Origin of the sequence: Propionispora sp. 2/2-37, from assembly GCF_001298735.1 — a bacterium.
Taxonomy (GTDB): Bacteria; Bacillota; Negativicutes; order Propionisporales; family Propionisporaceae; genus Propionispora.
Window position 1 is genome coordinate 214,956 of sequence record NZ_CYSP01000004.1, and the last position, 26,072, is coordinate 241,027.

The following is a 26,072-nucleotide window of genomic DNA, read 5'->3' on the forward strand; positions in this document are numbered from 1 at the left end:
TCCCGCTACCCTTTTCTGTAATTTATATGCCATCGCAACACCCGTTTTTCAATCAAACCGGCGGCAAAATCGGAAAGGCTTCCTAAAAAAGCATAGATAATCAGGCTAAGCACAATAACATCCATGAGCATGAATTCCCTGGCATTGGTAGCCATAAACCCTATCCCGGATTTCGCCGCAACCGTCTCGGCTACAATCAGGGTTAGCCACATACGCCCAAGCGACTGGCGGATACCGATCATGATGGATGCCATGGAACCTGGAAAAATAATATCTTTGAATAACTCGAACCGGGTCAGGCCATAGGTTTTTCCCATCTCCAGCAAGCTATGATCAACGTAGCGGATGCCATGAAAGGTATTAAGATAAATGGGAAAAAACGTGCCCAGGGAAATCAATACCGTTTTAGCAGTTTCTCCAATGCCAAACCAGATAAGAATTAATGGCAGCATAGCCAGGTGGGGAACATTACGAATCATTTGTATCGGCGTGTTCAGAATCTTTTCCGCCAGCCGGAACTGCCCGTTGACGACACCCAGTAAAAAGCCGATCAGGCCGCCGATAACAAACCCCGCCGCCGCTCTGGCCGTACTAATTTCAATATTTTTTGCCAATGTGCCGTCGGCAATAAGCCGTACGACAGCTTTCCCCACATCCCCCGGAGGCGGAAACAGACTGGTGCTGCTTTGCCCCAGTGTCATAATATACCAAAGGATAAGCACTGTAACCGGAATACTCCACGCAAGCAGCAAATCGGTAACTTTAAACGGATTGCGCAAATCATTCGTCACCTGCCTTACTCATATGTTTTAAATTTACTAATGTCGGCATCAAAGGAACGGTCAAAAATCTTACTGATGTCAATCCCTGCCTGCAGCAGGCCCAGTTTGGCAAAAGTATCTACAATATCCTGCTCAGAGGCAATGGTCTTATCGTCAAGGGGAACAATGATTGTTTGGGTTTGTTGGTTTTCTTCCTTGTATTGATCCAAATATTCCTGAGTTTGCTGGTTAATTTGCGGTGCATAATATGCCGCCCATTCCGCCGGATGCTGTCTTGCCCATTCATTGGCTTCATGAAAGCGTGACAGATAATCCACGATAGCCGCATGCTTTTTAGGATCCTTAATGGCCTCCGGTGTTGCATACCAGTAAAAATCACCGGAAAGAATATCGGCTGCCGACTGCAGGGTTACCGCTCCCCTGGCATGAGCGGAACGTATCGCGTTGCCGTAGCTGGCAAGCGCGTCGACCTCTCCTGTAAGCAGCGCCGACAACCCATCCGAAGTCGACATAGCTATTGTTTCCACTTCATTCCAGGAAAGGCCGGCATTTTCCAGCATTTTTGCCAAAAAATAATGCGCGGTTGTACTCTTTACATAGGCAACCTTTTTCCCTTTTAGGTCTTTCACCGATTGAATTGGCGAATTGGCCGAAACAACTAATTCCTGGTTGAGTGTCGTTGATTTTTTAGTTGCAATAATTTTCAGATTTCCACCATTTCGGGCCTGGGAAGCAAAAATCGGTGGAATTTGGCTGCCAGTCCCTAAATCAAGCTGATTTGCCGCCATTGCTTCTAATACAAGATTTCCACCCTGCATTACATGGAATTCCACTTTATACGGTGTTTTATCCAGTCCGGCAGCTTCCAAAAAAGCCTGCCCGTTTTTCCCCTCTGCTGCCCCTATTCGCAGAACAACTCCTGAAAGGTCTAAATCAGTCCCTGCCGCGGCAGTCGTTGTTTTGCCGCTTTCCTGTTCTGTCCGGGAACTGCCGCATCCCGCCATGAGCAGTGAAAATACCAGAAATAAAGCTAATAAAACCATTCTATACTGTCTCAATTTACCAACCTCTCCTATCCTAAAATAAAATAGCAACGATTCACCCCAGTTACATCCTCAGGCTTCGGTCCGCAGTCTAAAACCACAGCCGCAGCCCATTTTTAAGTCAGTTCCAGATTTCCCAGACGGTTGACTATAACCAGCACGCCGGCACTCCCAGCCTCACCACCTTCACCTTAAACTCTCGTTTATTTAATTATTGTCGGGATAGCTGGCCGGAATCCCTGCATTGCCGGCATACAGACAAAATAAAAAAGACCAACTCCTCTCGGAATTGGTCTCTAGCTATCTAGTCAACCAAATATGAATCCAAAAATTCTTTTTTTGTTATAATATACCACCTAAATTTATTTGTCAATATGCAAATTCTTTAAGAAGCCCGGCAGGCAATCACACCGCCCCAGCAGCCAATTACTCGACATCATCTCTCCAGCCTATTTCTGTAATCACCTTTTCAGTCCGTCCGGCAATAAATTTTTGAATATCCGCTGCTTTAGGCATCGCCGCCGAACAACTATGGCTGGCTACCACCATCGATGCGGAAGCCGTGGCAAATTCCAGCGCCTTGGAGACATCCCAATTCTCCAAAAGCCCGTAGATAAAAGCGGACGCATAAGCATCTCCGCCGCCGAAAGACTTTAACAGCTTAATAGAAAATGAATCCACTTTATAAGCCCGCTGATCGCTGCAATAAGCAATAGAACCTTTTTTCCCGTATTTGATAATCGCAATTTTATTGCCATAGCCTAAATACTGCTCCGCCAGTTGATAGCCCTTGACGGTATTTTTCGCATCAAGCATTTCCATCAAATCAAATTCTTCGCGGGAACCGATAATAATATCGCTCATTTTACCGGCCAGCGAGTAGTAGACAGAGATTTCCGCTTTGGATTTCCAGGTATAACTGCGGTAATCAATATCAAAGATAACTATGGTTCCATGTTGTTTGGCATATTTCATGGCTAAAAAGCAAGCTTCCCTGGAAAGGCTGGCTGCCAAGGCAGTACCTGATAGCAACAGAATCTTTGAGTTTTTAATGTACTCTTCGGAAACATCTTCGGTCAATAACTGCAGGTCGGCCACACCATTGCGGTACATCAGGATACGGCTTTCGGTAGGAGTCAGAATTTCCGTGAAAGTCAAACCTAAGCACTCGCCGTTTTTCGCCGCCGAAATCTGAGAAATATCGACGCCTTCTTTACTAAAATAGCCTTTGATGAACTCGCCAAACTGATCATCCGATACTTTGCCCAAAAAGCCCGCTTTTTTCCCTAACCGGGCCATTCCCACTGTAATATTGGCTGGTGATCCGCCCAGATACATGGAAAAGGTGGCTACTTCAAACAGCGGTCTATGAAGTTCGTTGGGATTAAGATCAATAGTCGCTCTGCCTACAGGTATAATGTCCATCGGTTTTGCCGCCTCAAACTGGATGTGATTCATGTCCGGTATCCTCCTTTATTTACACTGGTTGTTACTGCCAAAAATGCAAATATGCTCTTTCACATTTTCATAAGTCGCCTGCCGTATAGCGTCATGAAGCTGGAAATACGTAACTCCCCGGTTATCCAAAAATATAGCATACATTTGCTTTACTATACTTTGAAACGAGGCGGTAGCAATATTCACTTTAGAAACACCATGAGCGATGGCTCTTCTAAAATCTCCGGCCAAAAGACCGGAACCGCTATGCAGCACCAGCGGCACGGCTACCTCGTCATGAATTTTCCGCAAACGGTCAAACCGCAGATTAGGCTCGACCTTATACTCCCCATGGACCGTACCAATAGCTACCGCCAAGGCATGGATCTTTGTCTCGGCATAAAACCGTTTTGCGTCTTCTACCGAAGTAATCATAATTTCCACGCCGGCATAATCGCCTTCACTGCCGCCGACCTTGCCAATCTCGGCTTCTACCGAAGCGCCGAATTCCGCCGCCATCGCCATAACCTTCCTGGTTGTTGCTATGTTTTTGTCCAGGGGATCATGGGAGCCGTCAAACATCACCGAAGAAAAACCCAGCTCCAACGCCTGCCTGATCAAAGCGAGATCAAAACCATGATCATAATGCACGGCAACAGGAACCTTTGCCGCCTTGGCCGCCGCCACCGTCACCGCCCAATAAGCGGCAGGGGAGAATACCGCATACGGCCTTCCGCCACTTGAATAATCAGCGGTGAGTTAAGCTCTTCCGCCGCTTCAACGGCCCCCATAATCATCTCCATGTTCGCAACGTTAAAAGCGCCAATCCCATACCGCCCGGCCCTTGCCTGTTTCAATATTTGCTCCAGTGTAACTAAAGCCATCTTCCTCCTCCTTCTCTGCTCGCAGCGTCTATCTTGAATACTTCTTGCGGCTTACCATAACTGCTTGTATATTTCAATGATTTGTTCTTTTGTCGGTATTCTGAAAGTATTGGCCGGACTGCCGCTGTCCAAAGCATCGTCTGCCATTTTATCAAGCTGTGCAAAAAATTCGTCCTTCTTTACACCAAGTTGTGCCAAGGGCGGGATCTCCAGTTCCCGGCATAAACGCTCGACTTCTAGTACCATAGCTGTTGCGGCTTCACCGTCCGGACTATGTTCGTCAGCTACTCCCATTACCCAGCCGATTTGAGCAAATCGGGCCGTATTGCCAGAGCTGGCGAAGGCAAGGCAGGCCGGCAGCAGCACGGCATTGGATATACCATGGGCAATGTGAAACAGTGCTCCAATAGGCCTGCTCATACCATGTACCAGAGTAACGGATGCATTATTGAAGGCAATGCCGGCCTCATGGGCTCCGATGGCCATTTGCAGCCTTGCGGCTTCGTTCTTGCCGTCCTGGAAACAAACCGGCAGATTCCGGTGAATCTTCTTGATAGCCGCTAAGGCAAAGGTATCGGACAGCGGCTGTGCCTTGCGCGAGGTATAGGCCTCAATCGCATGGGTTAGCGCGTCGATTCCGGTTGCTGCCGTTACTTGGGGCGGAGCCGTCAGCGTGAAGTCCGGGTCCACTACGGCCAGTGCCGGCAGGATCGACGGACCGGCCAGCAACATTTTCACATTCTTTTTTGTGTCGGTAATGATGGTGAATTTCGTGGCTTCCGAGCCGGTACCCGCCGTTGTCGGGATGGCTGCCAGGTAGGGCACCGGCGTCTGGATGGTTTTGTGCAGGTAATCGCTGATTTTACCCGGACTTTCCGCCATAAAACCGATGGCTTTCGCCGCATCGATCGGACTGCCGCCACCGAGCGCAATGATAAAGTCGCAGCCTTCCTCCCGGTACAGCGCAACGCCCTCCGCCACCATGATATCGGTTGGTTCGCTGTTGGCGCCGGCATAGATGGCGTAGGCAATATGGGCTTTATCCAGGGCGGCGGTTACCTTGGCCGCATTGCCAAGCTGAACCATAAATTGATCGGTAACCAGTAATGCTTTGCCTCCCTTTCCTTGTATGTATTCACCCAGTTCGCCGATGACACCGGCACCTGACAGGATTTTGGCCGGTACTAAAAATTCATTTCCCATGCTTCTCACTCCTTATGACTTTACATATTGGGTTTATTGCAATGGAATAGGATTAGTTATCAGCGCTATTCAACGGTTTTAATGCTTTGTCCTATTCTAGCTGTCTATTTCCTCAGTATCACTGGTAAGCAGCTTTACCTGATGCCTGGCAAAATGTTCGAGATAGGCTTGCGGCGGTTTCTGGTCCATAATCAAATAATCTATATCTTTCAGCTGGCAGAAAGTCATCAGAGAGGTTGTGCCTACTTTGGAAGAGCCGGCAAGCAAAATTTTCTCTTGTTCTATTTCCGCAAGATACTGCTTGATTTCGCATTCGAGAGGCGAATCACTGGTCACCCCATTTTCAATGGAAAAGCCAGCGGCTGCAAAAAAAGTTTTGGAAATATTGTAGTTTCTTAAACAACGAATAACGTCTGCACCGACAAAGGTGTTGGCAGGAGGATAAAACAAACCGCCGGTGACAATCACGTTCATTTGCTGATACAAAGTACATGCATTAATCACGTGAACGTTGGCCGTGATAATCGTTATATTCTTTTTGGCGGCAAGGTAGGGAATCAGGTGCATCGTCGTTGTACCGGAATCGATGTAGATCACATCACCATCTGCAACCAGCCTGCTGGCCACCTTGGCAATCATCATCTTCTGTTTTTGATGCTTAATGTTCCGTAAAGAAAACGGTTCCGGAGCTTGATGACGCTTCAGCACGATACCGCCGTACGTCTTTTTGATCAGACCGCGCTTTTCCAATTCAGCCAGATCACGGTGAAGCGTGCTCAATGAAACCTGAAAGATTTCATTGAGTTTATCCATAGAAACGCTTTCTACTTCTTCCAGTAGTTCTTCCATTTTATTCAGTCGATCCACTCTCATCATAAGCAAGATCCCCCCTTCCGCCACAACGGTTTCAGGTCAATTCCGCTATGTTAACCGTCCGTCCTTCCTGCAATGATTTTTGTGCCGCCTTGGCAATGAGAACAGGCATCAGTCCGTCAATACCGGTAACAGAGGGGGAAGTATCCTGTAAAATTATGGCGACAAAATCACGCGCTTCCGCAATAAAGGCTTCGTTATAACGTTCCAGGAAAAACCATTTTGGTTTTTCGGTATAAACTCCCTCTTTTGTACTGATCATGGCCGTATCAATGAGGTCATTATAGTCCTGCACACAGCCTTTATCACAATGTACTTCGACGCGTTGATCATAGCCATAACGGGCTGCCCGGCTATTTTCAATAACACCGATCGCACCATTGGCAAATTTGAGCATCACGATGGCCGTATCCACATCATTGAATTCGCTAATACGGTCGTCAATTTTTACGGTGCCGATCGCAGTAACTTCGGTCACCTCACTGCCGGAAAGATAGCGCACCATATCAAAATCATGGATGGTCATGTCAAGAAAAATTCCGCCTGAGTTACGAATATATTCCATTGGCTGCTGTTCCGGATCCCGGGAAGTCACTTTAATAATGTGCGGCTTTCCTAACCGGCCGGAAGCTACAATATCCCTGACTTTTTTATGATTGTGATCAAAGCGGCGCACAAAACCCACCTGGAGTTTTACGCCTGCTTTTTCAACAGCATTCAGCGCGGACTGAATTTTCGTTGCATCGGTATGAAGCGGTTTTTCACAAAAAATATGCTTTTGAGCCGCTGCCGCCTGAATGATTAAATCGGCGTGGGCCTCCGAGGACGAGCATATAAAGACGGCATCAATTTCCGGATCATTAAAAATTTGTGCGGGGTTATTGTACACTTTTTTCACCCCTAACCCCTGCGCCCAAGCGCGCATCTCCTCATTCATATACAAATCGGCAACGGCTTCCAGTTTGGCGTTAGGCACTGCAAACGCCAAGTTGTTACCATGCAATTTACCAATCCTTCCCGTACCGATAATACCTATTTTTACTATTTCCGACATAATTTTCTCCTCCTTTAAAAATAATGTATAACCACATTACCGCTCATAAAAAATTGCGCGTCTTTTCTGCAGCCAGCCGAAAAACATCATCCGGGTCCATCGCCCAGTATTCCGGCCGGAAAAGTTCTACCGATGCAACACCGTCATAGCCTTTCTTATGAAGCCTCCGGGTGATTTCCCCCAGTGGGATAACCCCGTCACCGGGGAACAGCCGATGACAATGATCCAACACCGACAGCGGCAGATCTTCGCTGTCGTCAATATGATAAACAAAAATTTTTTCTGCCGGAACCAGATCGATGGCATCTATGTTCTGCAGTTTATTGTAGAGAAAAAGATTGAAAGCATCCAATGCCACTCCTACATTCTGCCGGTCTACGGCATCAATGATAGCCATGCACTGCTCTAAATTCCGTACGCACCAGCGGGGATTGCCGATCGGTTCAAAAGCCAGTTTCACTCCATACGGTTTGGCGATATCGGACAACTTTCGCAATACCTTTAAACTATCTTCAAATATTTCCCTATCAGTCTTTTTCAGCATGGCATCGCTCATCGTGGGAACAACAATGAGATAGGGATTGTCAATTTTCCGCCCCATCTCACAGGCAAAAGTAAATAACTCGACTACCTTTGCCCATTGTTCTTCGGTACAAAAGTTAATATCCTCGATAGAGTTAAAAGCATAGGGTTTGACTTTGCTATTGGCAAAAAAATGCTGCAGCTCTGCTATGGAATGATGCTGCAAATAAGCTTTCAACATATCCAGGCGAATCTCGATGTAGCTATAATGATACTTTTCGCAAAGTCTCAGGTCTTGCTCCAAGGTGGAATTTTCTTTACAAGTGGCCTCATTCATACCAAGTTTCACAGCCCTGTTCATCTCCTAACTTTTAATTTCAATTGGTAGCTTCAGACTTTTTATAATTCTTGAAGCTCTGTTCCAACTGTTCGAGAGAGCGCCCTTTGGTTTCCGGAACCCATTTGGCAACAAAGATAACGGCCAGTAATCCGCAAATGGCAAATATAAAGAAAGTCTTTGACAAACCAACGCTGGCCAGCAAAACCGGGAAAGATAAGCCGACTGTAAAATTAGCTATCCACGAAAAGAATACTACCGTGCCCATGCCCAGTCCCCGCAAACGCAATGGGAATATTTCCGACATGATAAGCCAGGTGACCGGTGCGCTGCAGCCTTGTTGAAAGGCCATGAAGGTAACTGTCAGTGAAAGAATAAGGTAAGGAAAAAAGGCTTGCTCAGACAATGTCATCGAAAAAATTCCAATAAAACATTGCACAATGCTGGTGACGGTCAACCCGGTCAGAAAGATTGCCCGCCGGCCGAATTTTCCCAGCAGCCACATGCCGACCAACGTTGCCGTTACGGAAATGATGCCATTTGCTGTATTGGCAATTAAAGCAGCCTGCGTATTAAAACCGGCTTCGCGCAGAATTTGCGTTCCATAATAGTTAATCGAATTTACCCCCGTAATCTGCTGGACAATCCCGACACCGATCCCAATGAATAACAGCCGGCGAATCCAGGGTGCTGCAAAATCTTTTATGGTGGCTTTCTTCAGATGCGCTTCAGCGGCGATATGGTCCTGCATTTCATTAAATTCGGCAACGGTATGCGCTTCGTCCCGCACGCGTTTTAATACCTGCAGCGCCTCGCTCACCTTTCCTTTTGACAGCAGCCAGCGCGGGCTTTCCGGCATGGTCAGCATGCCCAGCTACAAAACCACGGCCGGCAGGGACGCAACCGACAGCATGTAGCGCCAGATATTCCCGTAGGACCCGAATGCAGTCCCCATAATTGCATTGATGAGAAACCCTAGAAATTGCCCGGTTACAATCATCAATTCATTTTGCGTAACCATCCGGCCCCGGTGTTCGGCCGGCGACATTTCCACTAAATAAGTCGGCACTGTAACCGATGCGCTGCCTACGCCCAAACCCCTTCCATAAACGGGGTAAGGTTTAATTGATCCGGACGCGCCATATATACTAAGGCGCCGTTGACCACGCCGGTGTTATACCCGAAGAGCAGGCCCCCCAGCGTCGACACCATAGTGATAATCCTTAAAAATACTTTGGGGGTGCGTTTATTTGGCTGTAATACTTGACTCGATTCCGGGAGAGTCCCGTTTGGGCAGCTTAGATTGTCCATGAGGTTTATCGTCTCCTTTTTTATTACTGTCGCCATGTAACTTTAGCCAGGCTGCAGCTGCATATTGCTGGTTAAGAGCACCATATCGTATCACCAACCATAAACCGGGGTTCTAATTTTCCCGAAAGGACAATTTGTCCCGGCAGCTCCACTTTGTTTTTTCCTGAAAACACCAAGGTACAGTGTCCTTTTTCCCGCAATGAATGTAAAGCTATAGTGCCAATAGCTGCAACCGTATATTGCTGATTTCCTATGGTGAACGCATCCCCGACCCGTATGCTTTCATGTAGACAGCTCTCCGTATGTTGTACAACCATGTTGACCAATTCAGGCGGCACCTCATCACCATTGAACAAAATCACTTTTTTCTCATTTTTCAGAAAATCCAGGGTGAATTTTCCAATTTCAGTGATTGTACTTTCATACTTGACGTGTTCGGGCTTACCTAACGGCTCTTGCCAGGCACAGGCCTGTGTATCCGTGGCGGCAAAAGCTTCACCCGCTGCCGGGCCATATTTTTGGGCAAGTTCCAGCTCAATTTCTTCCAGTGTTTTTCCATTGGTTTCCGGGACATATTTATATACAAAGAGAAAGGCAATGATCCCTATCGCGGCATACATAAAATAGACATAGCCGATACCGAGGGACGCAAGCAGCAACGGAAAAGTAAACGACACCGCAAAATTAGAGCACCAATGAATAATGCCGGCAACTCCCATCGCCCTACCACGGATCCGCAACGGCAAAATTTCCGCCAGTACAATCCAGGCAATCATCCCCCAGCTAGCTGAATACGACATCATAAACAGCCCCAGGCAAACGGTTAAAAACCAAGCTGGTGCACTGAAAAAGTTTACGCCAACTCCTAATAAAACCAATGCCAGCGACATGCCGATATTGCCAAGCATCAGCGGCAGCCGGCGTCCGATTTTATCGACAAGAAGAATCCCGACAATGGTAAAAATAAGGTTCGCCACACCCAGCATAATGGTTCCCAGGATTGCCGAGGAAGAACCGGAACCGGCTTTGGCCAGCACGGTCGGCGCATAATAAAATATAGTATTGGTTCCTATGACCTGCTGGCCTACAGCCACGCCGATGCCGATCAGGACAATAGGAAACACGCTAGGTTGAAACAGTTCCCGGAAAGTACCTTCTTTTTGTTTGTTAATATGCTGGATCATTTCAATTTCTGCGTCTACCATATCTTCGCCCCGGGTTAAAGCCAATACTTTTCGAGCCTGCTGCAATCCTTTATTTTTTAACAGCCAACGCGGACTTTCCGGAACAAAAAACATGCCCGCCACTAATACGACAGAAGGGAGAACCGCCCAAGCAAGCATATAGTGCCAATTTCCCGTACTTGAGTAATAATAATTTACAAGGTACGCCGATAATAGCCCAATGCCGCACATGACTGTATTCAATGCGGCAATGCGGCCGCGCATGACGGCCGGTGCCATCTCCGACAAATATAACGGCACCAGCGTTGACGCCCCGCCGACAGCAATGCCCAATTCCACCCGAAATAACACCAGTGTCGTAACCTCGGGGGCAAAGGCCGTTCCCCAGGCGCCAATCGTAAAGAGTACACCTAAGAGAATAATAGATCTCTTCCGGCCGATTTTATCAGAAAGCATACCGCAAAAGCCGGCCCCGATTGCCGCGCCGATTAGCAGCCCGCCGACCACCAACCCCTCTGAAAAAGGCGTAAGCTGAAAATCATTTGTGATATAAAGAAGAGCGCCGGAAATTACGCCTGTATCAAAACCAAACAGCAGACCACCCAATGCACCGAAAAAGTAAATCATACCGATAAACAGACTTCGCTTATTCATAGAATTCCATCCTTTCTATTCTACGCAAACGCGTAAAGCGCTTAATTTCAGCTATTTTCGGTCAGACTTACTTTTCAAGTAAATTTTTCAAATAAGCGGCGGCTCTTTCTGCGGCGGTCCAACCATCAGGCTCCGGCAAACATTCTACGGACAGATACCCGTTATAGGCAATTTCACTTAATGATCCCAGAATTTTCTGAAAATCAAGCTGGCCACTTCCCGGATAACAACGGGAATTATCGGCAAGGTGCATATACCCCAATTTGCCCTTACACCGCCGGATCGCCGCCGCCGGATCGCATTCACTAATCCCCATATGGAAGGTATCCAAATGGACATAGCAGTTTTCGATTTGATAGTGCTCCAGAAATTCCATAGTTTCAGCCGCTGTCGTAAACAAATTGACTTCATAGCGGTTAATCACTTCAAGATTCAGCTTTACATTGCGCTCGCCTCCGTAACCGGCAAGTTCTCTTAAATTTTTTGCCAGCCGGTCCAGATATTTGCCGCGCTTGCCACCGGGCGGAATATTGCCTTTAACCCAGCCGATTACCAAGTCGGCGTGAAGCTGTTGCGCCATATCGATATACTGTTTCATGCCGTCCATCGCAGCCCTGACAACATACGGCGTATCATCAATTAAATTACAGCGTCCTTCCGTATTTAACCGCCCCGTTATCACCATACAAACTTTCGTGCCCCATTCGTGCATCGTTTGTTCAATTGCCGGATAATCCAAAGCCGCGTCTTCTCTGGTATGGACTTCAATCGCATCATAGCCTAAACTGGCTGCCGCCCGTAAATTGCTGCAAATATCACCGTGCAGTAAAATCGGGGCGGTAGCCGGTGCTTCATCGGCGGAGGATACGGCAAGTCTCCAAGGTTTCATGCTCCCACTACTCCTTTCTCTCAACAGTTTGCTCCAGTTAACAGACGGAAAAGGCGACAGCTAGCGGCCACCCTTTCCGTTTATTGTCAAACCAGGTAAAGCAGACACCTAGTCCTTAAAGGTCAGCATAACTTTACGGGCAATATCCTTATGGTGGCAGGCAAGATCCATGGCTTTGTCTAAATCGAAAAAATCAAAATGATGGGAATTTAAGGCGGCAAAATCATATTTGTCTTTAATGCGGGACATAAAACGAATCGTTCTGGGAAACCACTTGTTTGTACCGCCTGAACCGGAAAGGCGCAGCGTTTTCCAGATGGTTTTGCCGATTTCCACAGGAACTTTACGCCCGATGGAGTGCCCTACCACACCGACCCGGGCAGAATGGCCGGCAATATCAAACAACGAGGCGATCCCGATGTCATTTCCCGAGCATTCAATGACGACGGACGGACCACGGCCGTTGGTTAGTTCTTTTAGTTTTTCTTCCACATTGCCGGCAGTCGGGTCAACCACCTGATTCGCGCCATAATGCAAGATATTCTGGCGTCTTTTTTCCAAAGGATCAATGGCGATCACATTTGCTCCGGAAGTCGCACACACCATAGCCGCACACATACCGATCGGCCCGGCACCGATGATGGCAATATCGTCGGAAGCATCGGGACTGCAACCGTTGCCCCATACTCCCCAATAGCCGACATTAAAAGTTTCCACCCAGGCACCCAGCTCATAGTCCCAATCATCAGGGATTGCATGGGTATATTGCTCTTCCAGAATCATATATTCGCCCCAACCGCCGGGAGAATCCGGCCGGAAGCCAAGCTCCCGCATATTCAGGCAGGCGGAAGGCATTTTGCCATCTTTGCAATTGGCGCAATTATTGCAGGGCAATACGCAGTCACCAACCACTTTATTGCCTTCCTTTACTGAAGTTACAGCACTGCCGATTTCGGCAACCTGCCCGGCCCATTCATGTCCTGGCACATACGGTGCTATATCGTAACGGCCCTCGGCGGATTTGCCTTCATAGCATTCCACGTCGGAACCGCAGATGCCGCAGGCTTTAAGTTTGATCAACACTTGGTTGGGTTGCAGCGGCGGCAGCTCCAAATCCTCAATTCTCAGATCTTCAGGGCCGTACATAAAAGCTGCTTTACACTTCGTTGGACGTTTTTTCATGATTTATATCTCCTCTTAATCTTAAAATTTATAAATAGGTCAGGCTTTTGACAAGGTAAACCAATAAGAAATTCCGGTATTAATAAGTCAATGTGTAAATGTGGCGGCCGCCCTTCGCCGGTCCTTTAATAACGGCTTCAATGTCCTCGCGCTTACGCTGGGTCACTTTTTCAATAGGCGGAAGTTCGCCGGCCGGATAGGTTGTCAAAATATCCTTTACCAGTTTTTCCAGATAGTCCAGGGTCCTTTCCACCCCTTTACGGGCCTTTTCGGCATCGGCCAGTTTAGGGTCACCGATCACCCCTTCCGGCGTGCAGATGCACTCCATACCTACCGAACCGAAAGCATTGTACCATTTGATCGGGCCCACGCCGCGTTCGGCGGAATTGTTGATATGTCCCGGCGGCAGCATCGGTGCCGGTTTAGTGGCAACAGCATATTCCTGCTTGCAGAATTCCGGGAATAATGCCAGTGACCAGGATTGTTCCACCTCATCGGCATGAATAAACGGTGTATTATAGGGACCGCCATTGTCTTTGACATCAAGCTGTTCCTTAGCACAATTCCAGAAATGAACATACAGGATAATACCGGGAACCTGAAATTTCTTGCCAAATTTATGAATAGCCAGGGGAATCACATAATCCTGACCATGGCCGTTAACGACAATCATCTTGCGAAAACCGGTATTCCAGAAGCCGGCGAAGACATAGCAAAGGTAATCTGCCAGCGTTTCTTCCGGTATCATGATGGTGCCGGGCATCCCCAGATGATGATAGGGATGGGAGCCGTACCAAATGGGCTGCGCCACCGTACAACCGGTTGCCTTGGCTACCTGTTCGCAAAGACGGGTATCCAGATAGGTGTCCTCACCGTACGGAGAATTCGGTCCATGATTTTCCGTGGAACCGACCGGAATCAAAATAACGTCGTTCTGTTTCAGCCGTTCTTCCACCTCCCGGTTCGTCATGTTCTGGTAGTAGATTCCATTGTCCGCTTCCATGTTGCCACCTTTTGCAGGTATCTGCCATTTTGACATAATTACATTCCTCCTAGCATTATTTGTCTATTTTATTTTTTATGATCTTGCACTCCGGCTGGCCTCTGTATAGCGTCTTTCTCCCTGACCGGTGACTTTTTGTATCGTCCAATCTTAATCGCTAAACAGTCACTTTCCTAATTCCGCTTTTCATACGCAGTCGAAACCAAAACCTTACCAGCCGTAATCTTCATTCCTTCCTCAATATCTTCCAGATGATAGCGTCCTGTAACCATTTTGCGCATATCAATACGTCCTGACGCCATCAGGGCAATGACATCCGGATAAATCCCCTGACCGGATTGCCCGTTGGAACCGCTGATGGTAGCTGCATTCCATTGCCAGTTATAAATATCAACCGGCGTGATGCCGATGGTATGCCCGATTTGCACGGTTTTACCGCCGATGGCCAGTGCCTTCCCCATTACCGGATAGGTGAATTTCGTAGCTCCCGCGCATTCGGCAAAGAGGGAAATTCCCGCTCCATTAGTGAGATCCAGGAGCAGCTGTGCCTGCTCGTCCGGCGATGTAAACTCCAGCGGATTGTAAACTGCGTCGGCACCACATTGTTTCGCCAGCTCAATCCGTTCCGGAATACTTTCAAAACAGATCAATTTGGCCGCACCGGCCGTTTTCATCAGCGAAATCGCCGCAAGCCCGATTGGCCCTGCCCCGAATACCACCACATGACCGCCCGGACGGATACCGCCGCCGCGCACAAACAAGCCGTTGTACGCCACACCGGTCGGTTCAATCATGGCACCCAGCTCAAAGGCCGTCATTTTATCGCCATAATAACTGACAATGTCATTAAGCGGATAACAATACTTGGCCCTTACAGCAGCATATTCGGCAAAACCACCGTCATAGGTAAGTCCCGGTTCATCCAATTCCTTACACTGGTTGAACATCCCCCGGCGGCAAGCGTCACATTCGCCACACCAATGCATGGATTCCACACCGACCAGATCGCCGGCTTTCAGTTTTTTAACGTTTTCCCCCACCTCAACGATTTCCCCGGAAAACTCATGGCCGGTAATAATCGGATACTTGGAATGACCGTCATATTTGGAATAACCCTCCTCATCCCGGCGCAGCAGATGGACGTCCGTCCCGCAGATACCGGCCACCCCGACTTTGATCAATACTTGATCATCGTTGCCTTTCGGCATAGGGCGATCAATCACCGCCCCCTTAATATTTTTCCAGATGGAATTGCCTCTTAATGCCCGTTTAGTACTCAGCTCGCGTTCGGAAAGCTGATAACCGGGCCTTGGAGCCCAGTCTGCTTCCACATAGAAAGCTCTCATGTTGTATCCTCCTTTTCATGTCCTGCTCACACTTTAATCATAAGTGGATTCCGTATCTTTTTCTCTAGAATTCTTGCTTTTCTATAAATTCTTATAATTCTTACAATTCATGTTACTCCAAAACCAAATCCAGAATTCAACCATTTTCTTGCCGGCATTTCTTCATAATCTTGCTATTTTAATAAATCCCGTCTTCTCCACACAGCATTCCGTTCCAATATTTAAAAAGAGGCGTTGCAAAACCTGTTATGGTTTTGCAATGCCTCTTTTTAAAGAGCCGCGCTATCTTTTTGAGCTTTTGTGTATCCGGTCAGCTTATGCCCGGAAAACCAACGCCTTGATCAGGATGCTGACACCCCCAAGAATGAAAATCCCGATAATAAAATACTTAACCGTACGCTCCTGCATGGATTTATCAATACGGCTGCCGCACCACACACCAAGTATGGCGGCCGGAATGGAAATCAATGTGATTTGTAATGAATAGAAGGTAAACATACCGTTTACCAGATATAACAGAATGCGGAATATATTCTCCAACAAAAAAACAAAACAGACATTGCTGCGAAATTGCTGTCTGTCGGCACTAACCCGTTCAAAATAGGACAGAAATAACATATTAATCCCAAACAATCCGGCCATTATACCGGACGAAACGGATATGACGGTCCGGAGCAGGGGATAGTCTTTACTTTTTTTAATGCTGTCACGGGTCAGCATTTCCACGCCCAGACCAATGATCACGATGCCCAGCAGCGCTTTGATCACCCAGGGGGAACCTAATTTCAAAAACAGGGTGCCGGGAACTACGCCGGCCATAATCCACATAGCCACCGGCAGAACAATTTTCAAATCAAGCGCTTCGCGGTTTTTCCAAACCATATAAATATTGACCGGCAGATCCAGGAGCAGATTTGCCGGCGTAATCACCCTGTTATCCAGCTTCATTGCCATCAGGGGATTAGACAGCAGGGGATTGCCGAAACCGGTCAGCCCCTTAATCGTATAAGATAGGAACTGAATAATAAATAAGTAAACAGCCAGAGACAGTATCATGGTAAACCTCTAAATTCCGCTAGCAGCGTTCTGCGGCTGCCATAACTAAAATAATATGCAATGCTATTTTTGCGTAAAATACCTGCAGACAATATCTTCTTCCTTTTATTATACTGCGGTATTGCAGCGCCGCTATATAAATCTTGCGGAATTTTTGCCTGAAATCCGGTTAAATCCGGGCAAAGCACAACTATTCTATACTAATCTTGCGATTTATTTTTTCTTGATATACGAATTGCGGTATTTACTGGGGGGCATGCCAACATATTTGGTAAAGAGAATGTTAAAGTGATTGGGATTATCATAGCCTACAATATTGGCAATCTGCGTAACGGAATACCGGGTGGTGATAAGCAGGCTCTGCGCTTCACCGATACGGCGGCGCATGATATACCTCATGGGAGAGTAGCCGATTGTATCTTTAAATATATGTGCCAGATAATATGGATTGATATGCATGACTTCGCTGATGGATTGCAGAGTAAGCGGTTCATCATAATGAGTGTCAATATACTGCTTGATGCTAATCCCCAGCAACTCGGCCGTGCTTTTCTTCTTGGGCAAATCCTCCATTTCCGTCCGGTGTATAATCTGGAGCAGCATGGCAAGCAGAGAGACTGCAAGGTAAGAGCAGGTCTCCTCCATCTTCTCTATGTCGGATGCCAGTAAAAAATAGATCATGCCCATTAAGTTTTCCAACGGTTCAAACAATTCGTTGCTGTAAACAATCGGATAGGCCGTTTTATGGATCAGGCAGTTTTTATCCAGTCCCCTGATCTGTACATCGGTTAGTGTACAGCAATAGGTATTTAGATTTTTGCTTTGCGTGGGGTCTTCATCATGCAGGACATTGCAATTGCAAATAATGATATCGCCTTTTTGTATCGGGTAACGCTTTTCGTCCACAATATAGACCCCGCTACCGCTTCTCACCAGCAAGACTTCCAGCATGTCTTCGTGCTTATGCAGTATACGCGGGTAGATGCTGTAGCTGGAATCGATCTTGCTGGCCGAAAATAAACGAGGCAACGTCCCGTTTACAAAATGGGATGTATAATCTGCTTTCATAAAACATTGTATCATGGCAGCACCTTCCTTCACTTTTATCGAATTCCTATTGCCTTATTTTAGACCTATATATAATAATCCTCTTTATATAGACGGAATTTTTGAATAATAGAAACTTTATGTTTATGAAGAAGGAAAGAATGCTGTAATATTATATTCTTCAAAAAGCGCCCGAAAGCTGAAAAAAAGCTTACCGCTGCAAGAAATTAAGCATCGGTAAGCTTTTTATAGAAACCGAACGTTTTAGCACGATTTTATGTATAGTTGTTTCAAAAAGAATTGCGAAATGTTGTTACACCTAAATCAAAACGTTTGCCGTGGTTGGCATGGGGAACACTCGTTTCAGCCGGATACCCCATAGGAAATAGTGCAACCGGAATAATATTTTCCGGTAGTGCAAAAGCAGTTTTAATCTTATCCGGATCAAAATGTCCTACCCAAGTGCTTCCCAAACCTAAATTAGTAGCAGCAAGCATCATGTGTGTGGCAACAATGCTTGCGTCTACCTCACCCATATCTTTTCCATCATATGACCTTTTCCAGCTAACAGCCGCGTCGTAGCATACAAGTATCGCCAAAGGCGCATGAAAATGATAGGGCGTTACACTTTTGAGCTTCTCTAAGCTATCCTCTGAATCAAGCACAAGAATACGTTGAGGCTGATAATTGACAGCCGTAGGCGCGGTTCTGCCCGCCTCCAAAATAGCAGCCACCTTTTCCTGTTCTACTTTTTGGCTGCTGAATTTTCGTACAGAATACCTTTCACAAATTAAGTCACCATATTCCACATCAATCGCCTCCAAGCATATTTCTTTCTTAGTATTATTCATTATAGCTATGATAGAACAGGGAAAAAAGTACGCACTAATTTGTAACATACTCACTAAAAGGAAAGTAATATAACTGCTACTCTCTGCGTAGTAAGCTGGAACTTCTTTGAAAATAGACACATTATTATAAAACGAAATTGCCGGCGGCTGTCTGTTAACTAATCGAATAGACAGTCCTGTTTGTAGTAAGGCACCTGCTTAGGCTTAAAAGCAGCCTCTGGACTAAGCAGTTCATCCGCCATATCGGCAACAAAAGGAGATGGAGTGCGGGACGTCATAAGGACAAGCTCATCCTTGGCCCTTGTCACCCCGACATAGAAAATCCGTCTCTCTTCCTCCAGATCAAAGTCAAGGGGGTTGCTCCGTAAAGGAATCAGGCCGTCATTTACACCGCAAATGAACGTTACCGGAAATTCAAGCCCCTTCGCCGCATGAATCGTCATTAACGCCACCGCATCCGGTGAATAAACTTTGCTGCCGCTGCGGACAATATCACTTTCCCGGCCCAGCGTCAGGGTTTGGATAAAGGAGGACATATCCTTATGCGTAACCGCCGTATGTAAAAACAGTTCCATAGACCTTATCCCCGACAGATTACTATCACTAATCCAGGAATCAATAATCTTCCACGGTTTTTCTTTATGGATGATCGGTTCATATTTTTGCAGCATTTCTACAAATTTTTCGGGGTCGCCTGATTTATTAAGTGGCAAAGGGATCTCTGTCAAAAGCTTTTCCAGAGCTGAAACACCCTTCTTACCTGCAACATAACGCTCCAAGATATTTAAGTTTAGTTCTGACGAATAAATACGACTGGCTTTGAGACATTCCAATAGTGAAATACAATCTCCGGGGTTAAGCAAAAACTTGAAAAACGCCATTGCCTCACGAACCAGCTTATCGGAGAGGAAATCATCCCGCCCGATAACGGTATACGGAATACCTTCTTTTAAGAAACACTGCTCCAAAACTCCGGCCTGGTGATTGGTGCGATACAATACGGCGATATCGGCAAAACCCCGGTCCTGCTTATCCATGTGCCGGGTTCTGCGGACTGCCGTACGGGTCTGCGTATCCAGCATATCAATGCCACCGACCATGCGGTTTATTTCTTTGGCAACAAAAATCGCCTCCGAAAATTCATCATTACTTTCTATGAGACGCACTGTACTGCCTTTTTCCCTGGTTGGATTAAGGAAGCAGCCATGCTCTCCCGCAGCCTTTTTGGCGATTACCGATTGGGCGGCAGCGATAACCTCAGGTGTCGAGCGATAATTCTGCGTTAACCGGACCTGCCGGCTGCCGGAAAAATCTCCGGTAAACCTTTCAAAATAACGAAAATCCGAACCCCTGAACCCATAAATGGACTGGTCAGGGTCACCGATGATAAAGATACTTTCACTGTTCTTACCCCATTCCTTAATCAAGCGGTATTGAATCTCATTGATATCCTGAAATTCATCCACCAGCAAGTATGAACAGAAACTCTCCAGGTTGCGGCCGGCCCCGTCTCCAGTGCTCCCGCATTCAAACTGGTGAAGCACTTCAAGGAGAATATCGTCGTAATCCATCACCCCATAGCTCTCAAGCTGCGAGCAGTAGGCCTCGCATAGCATGGCTATGCTATCCGTTTCTTTCCTATCACCTGCCGGCAGTGCACCATTTTTAAGCAAGGAAATCCCCTTCAGTGCATCCCGCAGAGAAATCTTTACATTCATATTTTTTATGATTTCCCCGACGATGGAACGAACGTTGTATTCATCAATAATCGTTATGTTATTTTTACCCTTCCATTGGGACAATATTTGCAGGCATATCGAGTGAAACGTCCCGATAGTCATCGCACCGGCCGTCCGCTTGTTCCCGAAATGCCGTCTCAGGCGGCTGCGCATTTCCTGTGCCGCTTTATTGGTAAAAGTAACGGCGGTGATCTGTGAAGGATGTACCCCGCATTGCTCAATCAGATATGCAATACGGCATACCAGTGTTTTGGTTTTGCCTGTTCCCGGTCCGGCAATTACCGCTATTGCCGGTTCGGAAGAGGAAACAGCCTCCCATTGTTCCTGGTTTAATCCATAAGGAAGACTCGAGGAGGCAGCTTTTGCCGGTTTCCCGCATTTTCCCGGCAGACCGGCCCCTTCTAGGCTTTGTACCGTCTCCGCTACCTGAAGCGGAGCCTGCACCGCTTCAACAACCTTAAGTACCGATGGTTCTTTGCAATAGGTATCGGCAAGAAACTCTTCATTCAAAAGACCTAACTGCCCTGAAAATGTATCGATTTCACTTTTATCCATTACTTTCACTTTACCGTATTCCCCATCAAAACCGGGTTGCATATCGACTTTGCCGCATCTCAGCCTGCGAATGCCTTCCGCAATACAAGGTCCTGCCGCCAGTTCAATATCAGACAGCAACGCCTCACGGAGAATAAATAACTCTGGTCCGAGGCTCTGCAGCAGATGATCATATTTTTTCTTCACTTTCATACTGGCGGCAGTCGCACCGATAGAGGAAGCGATTATTTCACCAAGCGGCACAAGGCTTTCGAAATGTTTGGCTGCCGGTGGCCTAAAGCCTTCTGTCCTATCGGCAAGGGCTTCCACCCGGTGCAGCACGCCGACGGTAAGTTTGCCGCCGCATACCGGGCATATTCCGCCTGCAGCCTTTGTAGCCGCAGGCTTCCAGCACACCTTGCAGGCCCGGTGCCCGTCGTAATGGTATTTGCCCTCCTCAGGGAAAAACTCTATTGTACCGTAGAACTCCTTGGTACTGCGGTTTTTTAACGCCTGCAGTATACACGGATACGACAGTCCTGTGTTGAAAATATTGGCTTCCCTGGCCAAATTCCCCGGGGAATGAGCATCCGAATTGGATACCAATGCAAAATTATCCAGGGCGGAAAGCCGCCAGTTCATCGGCGGATCGGAAGACAGACCTGTTTCGAGGGCATAGATGTAACCGGTAAGGTCTTCGAAACACTCAGTAATATCGTCAAAACCGGAATAGGCGCCAAACAGGGAGAAATGCGGAGTCCATATATGCGCAGGAATAAAGATAGTCTCAGGGCAGGCTTCCAGCACAATCTCCAGCAAATCCCGGCTGTCAAGGCCCAATATCGGCCTGCCGTCCGACCGCAGATTGCCTATGGCCTCAAGCTTGTGGGCTATTGATTCGGCCTGCTCCAGGCCGGGTAGAAGGATCAGGTTGTGAACCTTCCTGACCCTGCCGTTTTTTTTATATATGGAACTGATCTCACCGGAAACTATAAACTGAGGCTTGAAATCCGCTCCGGCCACTTTATCCTCTTGATGAAACTCACCCTTAAGGGCATAAAGGCCCTCTCCTGAAGGAACAAGCTTTTCTTTCAATTCCTCACGCCAGGCCGGATGAGTAAAATCACCTGTACCAATAACATGAATCCCCTTACGCCGCGCCCAAAACTCGAGCACTTCCGGTACGCATTCCCTGCTTGTAGCTCTTGAGTATTTTGAGTGTATATGAAAATCAGCTATAAACATCACAACTCACCTGTTTTTCCTTGAATTGGGCTTCATGTCTTTTTTCGTTATAAATGCCCAATATACAAGTATTTTACATTCTTTCTGATCTACATTCTTATCGAAAGACAAAAATCCTGCTATAATACCGTTTTTCTCCATATTATTTTATTGGTTTTGTCATATAACCAAAAACTGCAACGATCAACCAATAAGCATTACCTCTAGAGAGATATACACTATTAGGATTATGTATATTCATATAGAACAGGTGATAGAAATATTTATTGGCTTTTATTTATTGAAGTCAGTTCGAGTTCGGAAGTTTTGGCTAGATGGCGGCCGAATTAATTTCTCAATTTGTTAAGCATTAACTCTCCGCAAAATAGAATATCAATTACTGTTTATAACTTCCGCTTCCTTGTTTTTTAGCATATGGGTTACGTAAAAAATACTAAATGGTATAAGGACCATCAACCCGCTTGTCAGATACATAATTTTCAGCCCCGCATAATTTGCTAAAACCCCCAGCAGCACGGAACCAATCCCAAATCCCAGATCAAAAGCAGTCAATACTGTTCCGTTAACTACTCCGCGCCGGGACGCATCGACTTTATTGATGGCCAAGGCGATTGAAGAAGAATGGATGATTCCAAAACCAATGCCTAAGAACAAAGCAGACAATATAAACAGTAAATAGCCTTGGGCGAAAAACAGGCACAAAAAGGTAGCGAATAATGTTAGGAATCCGACACACATAACCCCTATTGGCCCTTTTTTATCTAAAATTTTTCCCGCATACGGCCTGCTGACAATCACAGTTAAGGCGTTCGCAAGGAAATACACTCCTGAGTTTTCCAGGCCGATTTCCTTGCCAAATAATACGATAAATGACAAAATACCGCTATAGAGCATAGATAGAAAAAACACGATTAATCCGTAAGACAGTACCTTTGTTTCTATGATTCCCCTATGTTTCTGAGTTGACACAGGACACACCTCCCACCCCTTAATCCCTAATAAACATAGCAAGGCAACTGCTGCAAAACCGGCTCCTATATAAAACATGCTAGAATAATTAAAACGCTGCAACATCTCCAGTCCCAGTATCGGACCGATAAACATGGCTATGGACATAGATAAGCCATAATACCCGATCCCCTCTCCCCGCTTTCGAAACGGAACGGCATCTGTTGCAATAGTCGCAAGTGATGTGGTCGAGAACCCCCAGCATACGCCATGGATGAATCGCAGAAAAAACAGCAGTGACAGGCTTGTTATCCAATTATAAGCCAACATGACAAAAAACAGACAAGCCACCGCGATCCAGGCTATGGTTTTTCTTTTCATTGTATCTAGCAAATAACCGGCCATAGGTCTTGTAACAACTCCGGCAAACGAGAAAATGCCAAATAAATACCCCACCTGCTCCTTGTCTCCGGCAAGCGCCTCGGTTATAAGCAACGGCAATGTCGACATAATGTAATACATGCTGATAAAAGCAAATAAATTTGATAAACAACTGAGAATGAACTCTTTCGTCCAAAGCTTCTCCACTTCCATATAGAAACCTCTCCTCTTATTATATGTTAGTTAGTATAACTAACATAATTGATAAAATTTTTAAATTTTCATCCCCCTGGCAAACATTTGAATTGCGGTTTTAATATATTGCTTATCGGAAATACTGACCATTTCATGTCCACATACTTTAAAGAAAAAATAGCCAAAATTAATTGCCATGAAAGCCAGTGCCAATGCCTCAATATCATTTTTCACTATTTTTTTCTTATCCATCATTTCCTGGAAATAGTTCTTTAAAAAAGACTTAAATTGTGGCGGCCCCTGGCGTATAAATTCACTCACCTCGGGAATGGTTTTTTCCTCCCGCAAAGTGATTAGAAAAGCCAATTGATTGTCTGCCATAATTTTTTGGTAGGTTTCGCTAATCAACAGCAGGTCAGTTTCTAAATCCCAGCAAAGTTTCCCCTCAAAGACGTCCCTTAAAGGAGGCACATAGGACATCTTTTTTATAACGGCTTCCAGTACCTGCTTCTTTGAAGAAAAATGACGAAACACTGTCATTTCACTGACATTAGCCTGACACGCGATATTCTTCATAGACACTGAGTGAAAACCTTTTTCCTGAAACAATTCACTTGCTGCCAGTATAATTCTATCTGCGGTCATTAATGTATTGTCGGGCATTTTATATCCTCCTGTGTTAGTTATTATAACTAACATTGTAGCATGCGTTTATTTCCAATATCAACCTTAATTCTGTTCCCTCCCACTTTTAATGATAATCACCCATTACTTACTGCTGTTCTTAAAACCAAAATGAGATAGCATTGATTTTCTATTGAGGCCGATATGCACCAATCCTGCTCCAATAAAGAGATACCCCGCCCATTCATGAGCTTTCTTCGGATAAAAGGGCATTTCTCTCCTTGCCATTACTTGATCGCCGCCAGAGTTGTTTGCCACCTGCTGATGAGCATTGGGCGATTTGGGTATCACGGCCATCTGTACCCCTGATACCGCTAAAACGATGAATGTAATTGTCAATATAATGGATGTAATTCTTCTCATAATTCATCTCCTCCTTTTTCCTATTTAATAGTAAGACAATCACGTGACAAATGTATGACCCAAGAATATATTATGAGTTTTCAGTATCTATTTTTTAGACTGGACCAGGAATTCACCGGAATTGCCGTTAATAATCCGGAGATGGTGCAAGATATAAAGACTATGAACGCAAATTAGCCAGGAGACTTGTGTATAACAAGTCTCCCGCTAACAATGCAGCTAGTATTACATTAAGACTAATCAATCTGAAACAATCTTTGGGCATTTCCGCCAAGCACCAACGCTTTGTCTTTCTCGTTAATATCCAAAGAGTTAACAAAATCGACACCCTTGATCAGCCACTCTCTTCTGACCGGATAGGAAGAACCGAACAGCACATGGTCGGCACCAAATACCTTTATGGCGCATTCTAACTGTTCCTTACCCCACGGCGCAGCATGCGTAATATCAAAAAACAAATTGTTTTTTAGATACTTTCTAAACTTATCTGAATCCGTTTTAAAACGTTCTATTACTTCACCGGTTTGAGAGACATTGGGCAGGAGAATGTTAACAAAAGCATAGAATGCTCCGCCTAGCATAGAATGAATGAACTTAAGGTTAGGAAATTCCTCAAACATGCCGCTAAATAGCACTCTTCCTATCGCTGTCCCCTAGTCGATGCATCTTCCATAAAACCGACGCAGGTTAGTATAGCTTATAATCGATTCATATTCAACCGGTAATGGGGTATGATGTACAACAACCGGCAACTTGAGTTCATTTAATATGTTAAAGTATGGTTTGAAGATTTCATCATCTAAATACAGTTTTCCATAATGGCAGGCAAGTTGCACACCAACCATGCCAAGTTCCTTTACGCATCTTTCCAGTTCATAGATGCATTCTTTGTTCGCCCATGGTGGAAGGACAGCATTGGCCAAAAATTTACCGTTACTGCGTTTAACCATGTCCGCCAGTCCATCATTAATGATTCGGCACATCTCGATAGGAAGCCATTCCTGCCAAACCGGTATTCTAAGAAGGGCCTTATCGATCCCCCCGTCAGCCATATCCTGCAATTTAACTTCCAACGTATATTGACCTTCAGCATAATTCAGGTTTTCATATCCTTTGGGTTTTTCAAGGATAATCTGACGGGTATTGGTACCTGCTACAACACCCAGATAGGCATTTTCGCCAAAAGTCCTAGGAACACAATTGAGAAATCCATTTAGTATTTTTTCATTTGAAAATAGGTCTTCCGGGAGATAATGCATATTACAATCAATAATCACCGGCAACGCCTCCGTTTAATGATGATCATGATCAACAAGTTGCGCGCT

Annotated in this window: 21 protein-coding genes and 2 pseudogenes; all 23 read right to left on the bottom strand. The window is 46.0% G+C overall.

The window, feature by feature from the left end; translation table 11 throughout:
- Positions 1-5: 5 nt before the first annotated feature.
- The 23 genes and pseudogenes from P22_RS05820 to P22_RS21110 all read right to left on the bottom strand — a co-directional run bounded on the left by P22_RS05820 (position 6) and on the right by P22_RS21110 (position 26,006).
- A complete protein-coding gene (locus tag P22_RS05820) occupies positions 6-791 on the bottom strand; it encodes an ABC transporter permease subunit (RefSeq protein WP_235814562.1) in 786 nt (261 codons plus the stop codon).
- 5 nt (positions 792-796) lie between these two features.
- On the bottom strand, positions 797-1,840 hold the full coding sequence (locus tag P22_RS05825) for an ABC transporter substrate-binding protein (protein WP_054259281.1): 1,044 nt from the start codon (positions 1,838-1,840) through the stop codon (positions 797-799).
- A gap of 411 nt (positions 1,841-2,251) precedes the next feature.
- A complete protein-coding gene (iolC, locus tag P22_RS05830; RefSeq protein WP_054259282.1) occupies positions 2,252-3,283 on the bottom strand; it encodes a 5-dehydro-2-deoxygluconokinase in 1,032 nt (343 codons plus the stop codon).
- 15 nt (positions 3,284-3,298) lie between these two features.
- The gene (locus P22_RS05835; protein ID WP_255351780.1) at positions 3,299-3,949 is read right to left on the bottom strand and encodes a class II fructose-bisphosphate aldolase; all 651 of its coding nucleotides are present in this window, start codon (positions 3,947-3,949) and stop codon (positions 3,299-3,301) included.
- Between the two features lie 2 nt (positions 3,950-3,951).
- The gene (locus P22_RS21350) at positions 3,952-4,146 is read right to left on the bottom strand and encodes a class II fructose-bisphosphate aldolase (protein ID WP_255351781.1); all 195 of its coding nucleotides are present in this window, start codon (positions 4,144-4,146) and stop codon (positions 3,952-3,954) included.
- A 51-nt stretch (positions 4,147-4,197) separates the two neighbouring features.
- Entirely contained in the window at positions 4,198-5,349 is a 1,152-nt protein-coding gene (locus tag P22_RS05840; RefSeq protein WP_054259283.1) for an iron-containing alcohol dehydrogenase, read from the bottom strand.
- 96 nt (positions 5,350-5,445) lie between these two features.
- On the bottom strand, positions 5,446-6,225 hold the full coding sequence (locus tag P22_RS05845; RefSeq protein ID WP_172675810.1) for a DeoR/GlpR family DNA-binding transcription regulator: 780 nt from the start codon (positions 6,223-6,225) through the stop codon (positions 5,446-5,448).
- Between the two features lie 31 nt (positions 6,226-6,256).
- Entirely contained in the window at positions 6,257-7,276 is a 1,020-nt protein-coding gene (gene iolG, locus P22_RS05850) for an inositol 2-dehydrogenase (protein WP_082378414.1), read from the bottom strand.
- Between the two features lie 43 nt (positions 7,277-7,319).
- The gene (locus P22_RS05855; protein ID WP_054259284.1) at positions 7,320-8,147 is read right to left on the bottom strand and encodes a sugar phosphate isomerase/epimerase family protein; all 828 of its coding nucleotides are present in this window, start codon (positions 8,145-8,147) and stop codon (positions 7,320-7,322) included.
- A gap of 28 nt (positions 8,148-8,175) precedes the next feature.
- A pseudogene (locus P22_RS21540) lies at positions 8,176-9,446 on the bottom strand (sugar porter family MFS transporter).
- A gap of 71 nt (positions 9,447-9,517) precedes the next feature.
- Positions 9,518-11,284, bottom strand: coding sequence for a sugar porter family MFS transporter (locus tag P22_RS21105; RefSeq protein ID WP_069972764.1), 1,767 nt, complete (start codon positions 11,282-11,284; stop codon positions 9,518-9,520).
- Positions 11,285-11,351: 67 nt separating this feature from the next.
- A complete protein-coding gene (locus tag P22_RS05870) occupies positions 11,352-12,173 on the bottom strand; it encodes a sugar phosphate isomerase/epimerase family protein (protein ID WP_054259285.1) in 822 nt (273 codons plus the stop codon).
- Positions 12,174-12,281: 108 nt separating this feature from the next.
- Positions 12,282-13,355, bottom strand: a complete 1,074-nt coding sequence (locus P22_RS05875) for a zinc-dependent alcohol dehydrogenase (RefSeq protein WP_054259286.1) — start codon at positions 13,353-13,355, stop codon at positions 12,282-12,284.
- A gap of 79 nt (positions 13,356-13,434) precedes the next feature.
- On the bottom strand, positions 13,435-14,394 hold the full coding sequence (iolN, locus tag P22_RS05880) for a 3-dehydro-scyllo-inosose hydrolase (protein WP_054259287.1): 960 nt from the start codon (positions 14,392-14,394) through the stop codon (positions 13,435-13,437).
- A gap of 137 nt (positions 14,395-14,531) precedes the next feature.
- The gene (gene iolM / locus P22_RS05885; RefSeq protein WP_054259288.1) at positions 14,532-15,704 is read right to left on the bottom strand and encodes a scyllo-inosose 3-dehydrogenase; all 1,173 of its coding nucleotides are present in this window, start codon (positions 15,702-15,704) and stop codon (positions 14,532-14,534) included.
- 315 nt (positions 15,705-16,019) lie between these two features.
- A complete protein-coding gene (locus tag P22_RS05890) occupies positions 16,020-16,760 on the bottom strand; it encodes a sulfite exporter TauE/SafE family protein (RefSeq protein WP_054259289.1) in 741 nt (246 codons plus the stop codon).
- A 213-nt stretch (positions 16,761-16,973) separates the two neighbouring features.
- The gene (locus P22_RS05900; protein WP_069972765.1) at positions 16,974-17,843 is read right to left on the bottom strand and encodes an AraC family transcriptional regulator; all 870 of its coding nucleotides are present in this window, start codon (positions 17,841-17,843) and stop codon (positions 16,974-16,976) included.
- Positions 17,844-18,097: 254 nt separating this feature from the next.
- Positions 18,098-18,616, bottom strand: a complete 519-nt coding sequence (locus P22_RS05905; protein WP_054259292.1) for a nitroreductase family protein — start codon at positions 18,614-18,616, stop codon at positions 18,098-18,100.
- Positions 18,617-18,816: 200 nt separating this feature from the next.
- Positions 18,817-22,107, bottom strand: coding sequence for a UvrD-helicase domain-containing protein (locus P22_RS05910; RefSeq protein WP_235814563.1), 3,291 nt, complete (start codon positions 22,105-22,107; stop codon positions 18,817-18,819).
- 441 nt (positions 22,108-22,548) lie between these two features.
- Positions 22,549-23,718, bottom strand: a complete 1,170-nt coding sequence (locus tag P22_RS05915) for an MFS transporter (protein ID WP_054259294.1) — start codon at positions 23,716-23,718, stop codon at positions 22,549-22,551.
- Between the two features lie 60 nt (positions 23,719-23,778).
- Positions 23,779-24,363 carry a TetR/AcrR family transcriptional regulator gene (locus tag P22_RS05920; protein WP_054259295.1) on the bottom strand — a complete coding sequence of 195 codons (585 nt, stop codon included), beginning with the start codon at positions 24,361-24,363 and terminating at the stop codon, positions 23,779-23,781.
- Positions 24,364-24,468: 105 nt separating this feature from the next.
- Positions 24,469-24,747 (bottom strand): DUF4405 domain-containing protein, encoded by a 279-nt coding sequence (locus P22_RS05925; protein ID WP_054259296.1) that lies wholly within the window; start codon positions 24,745-24,747, stop codon positions 24,469-24,471.
- Positions 24,748-24,983: 236 nt separating this feature from the next.
- Positions 24,984-26,006, bottom strand: a pseudogene (locus P22_RS21110) (amidohydrolase family protein).
- Between the last annotated feature and the right edge of the window lie 66 nt (positions 26,007-26,072).

Coding starts and splice junctions, on each gene's coding strand:
- iolN (WP_054259287.1), bottom strand. CDS start 14,394: ATGTCAAAATGGCAGATACCTGCAAAAGGTGGCAACATGGAAGCGGAC.
- P22_RS21350 (WP_255351781.1), bottom strand. CDS start 4,146: ATGGCTTTAGTTACACTGGAGCAAATATTGAAACAGGCAAGGGCCGGG.
- P22_RS05845 (WP_172675810.1), bottom strand. CDS start 6,225: ATGATGAGAGTGGATCGACTGAATAAAATGGAAGAACTACTGGAAGAA.
- iolC (WP_054259282.1), bottom strand. CDS start 3,283: ATGAATCACATCCAGTTTGAGGCGGCAAAACCGATGGACATTATACCT.
- P22_RS05925 (WP_054259296.1), bottom strand. CDS start 24,747: ATGAGAAGAATTACATCCATTATATTGACAATTACATTCATCGTTTTA.
- iolG (WP_082378414.1), bottom strand. CDS start 7,276: ATGTCGGAAATAGTAAAAATAGGTATTATCGGTACGGGAAGGATTGGT.
- P22_RS05890 (WP_054259289.1), bottom strand. CDS start 16,760: ATGATACTGTCTCTGGCTGTTTACTTATTTATTATTCAGTTCCTATCT.
- P22_RS05920 (WP_054259295.1), bottom strand. CDS start 24,363: ATGCCCGACAATACATTAATGACCGCAGATAGAATTATACTGGCAGCA.
- P22_RS05840 (WP_054259283.1), bottom strand. CDS start 5,349: ATGGGAAATGAATTTTTAGTACCGGCCAAAATCCTGTCAGGTGCCGGT.
- P22_RS05900 (WP_069972765.1), bottom strand. CDS start 17,843: ATGATACAATGTTTTATGAAAGCAGATTATACATCCCATTTTGTAAAC.
- P22_RS05915 (WP_054259294.1), bottom strand. CDS start 23,718: ATGGAAGTGGAGAAGCTTTGGACGAAAGAGTTCATTCTCAGTTGTTTA.
- P22_RS05870 (WP_054259285.1), bottom strand. CDS start 12,173: ATGAAACCTTGGAGACTTGCCGTATCCTCCGCCGATGAAGCACCGGCT.
- P22_RS05875 (WP_054259286.1), bottom strand. CDS start 13,355: ATGAAAAAACGTCCAACGAAGTGTAAAGCAGCTTTTATGTACGGCCCT.
- P22_RS21105 (WP_069972764.1), bottom strand. CDS start 11,284: ATGAATAAGCGAAGTCTGTTTATCGGTATGATTTACTTTTTCGGTGCA.
- iolM (WP_054259288.1), bottom strand. CDS start 15,704: ATGAGAGCTTTCTATGTGGAAGCAGACTGGGCTCCAAGGCCCGGTTAT.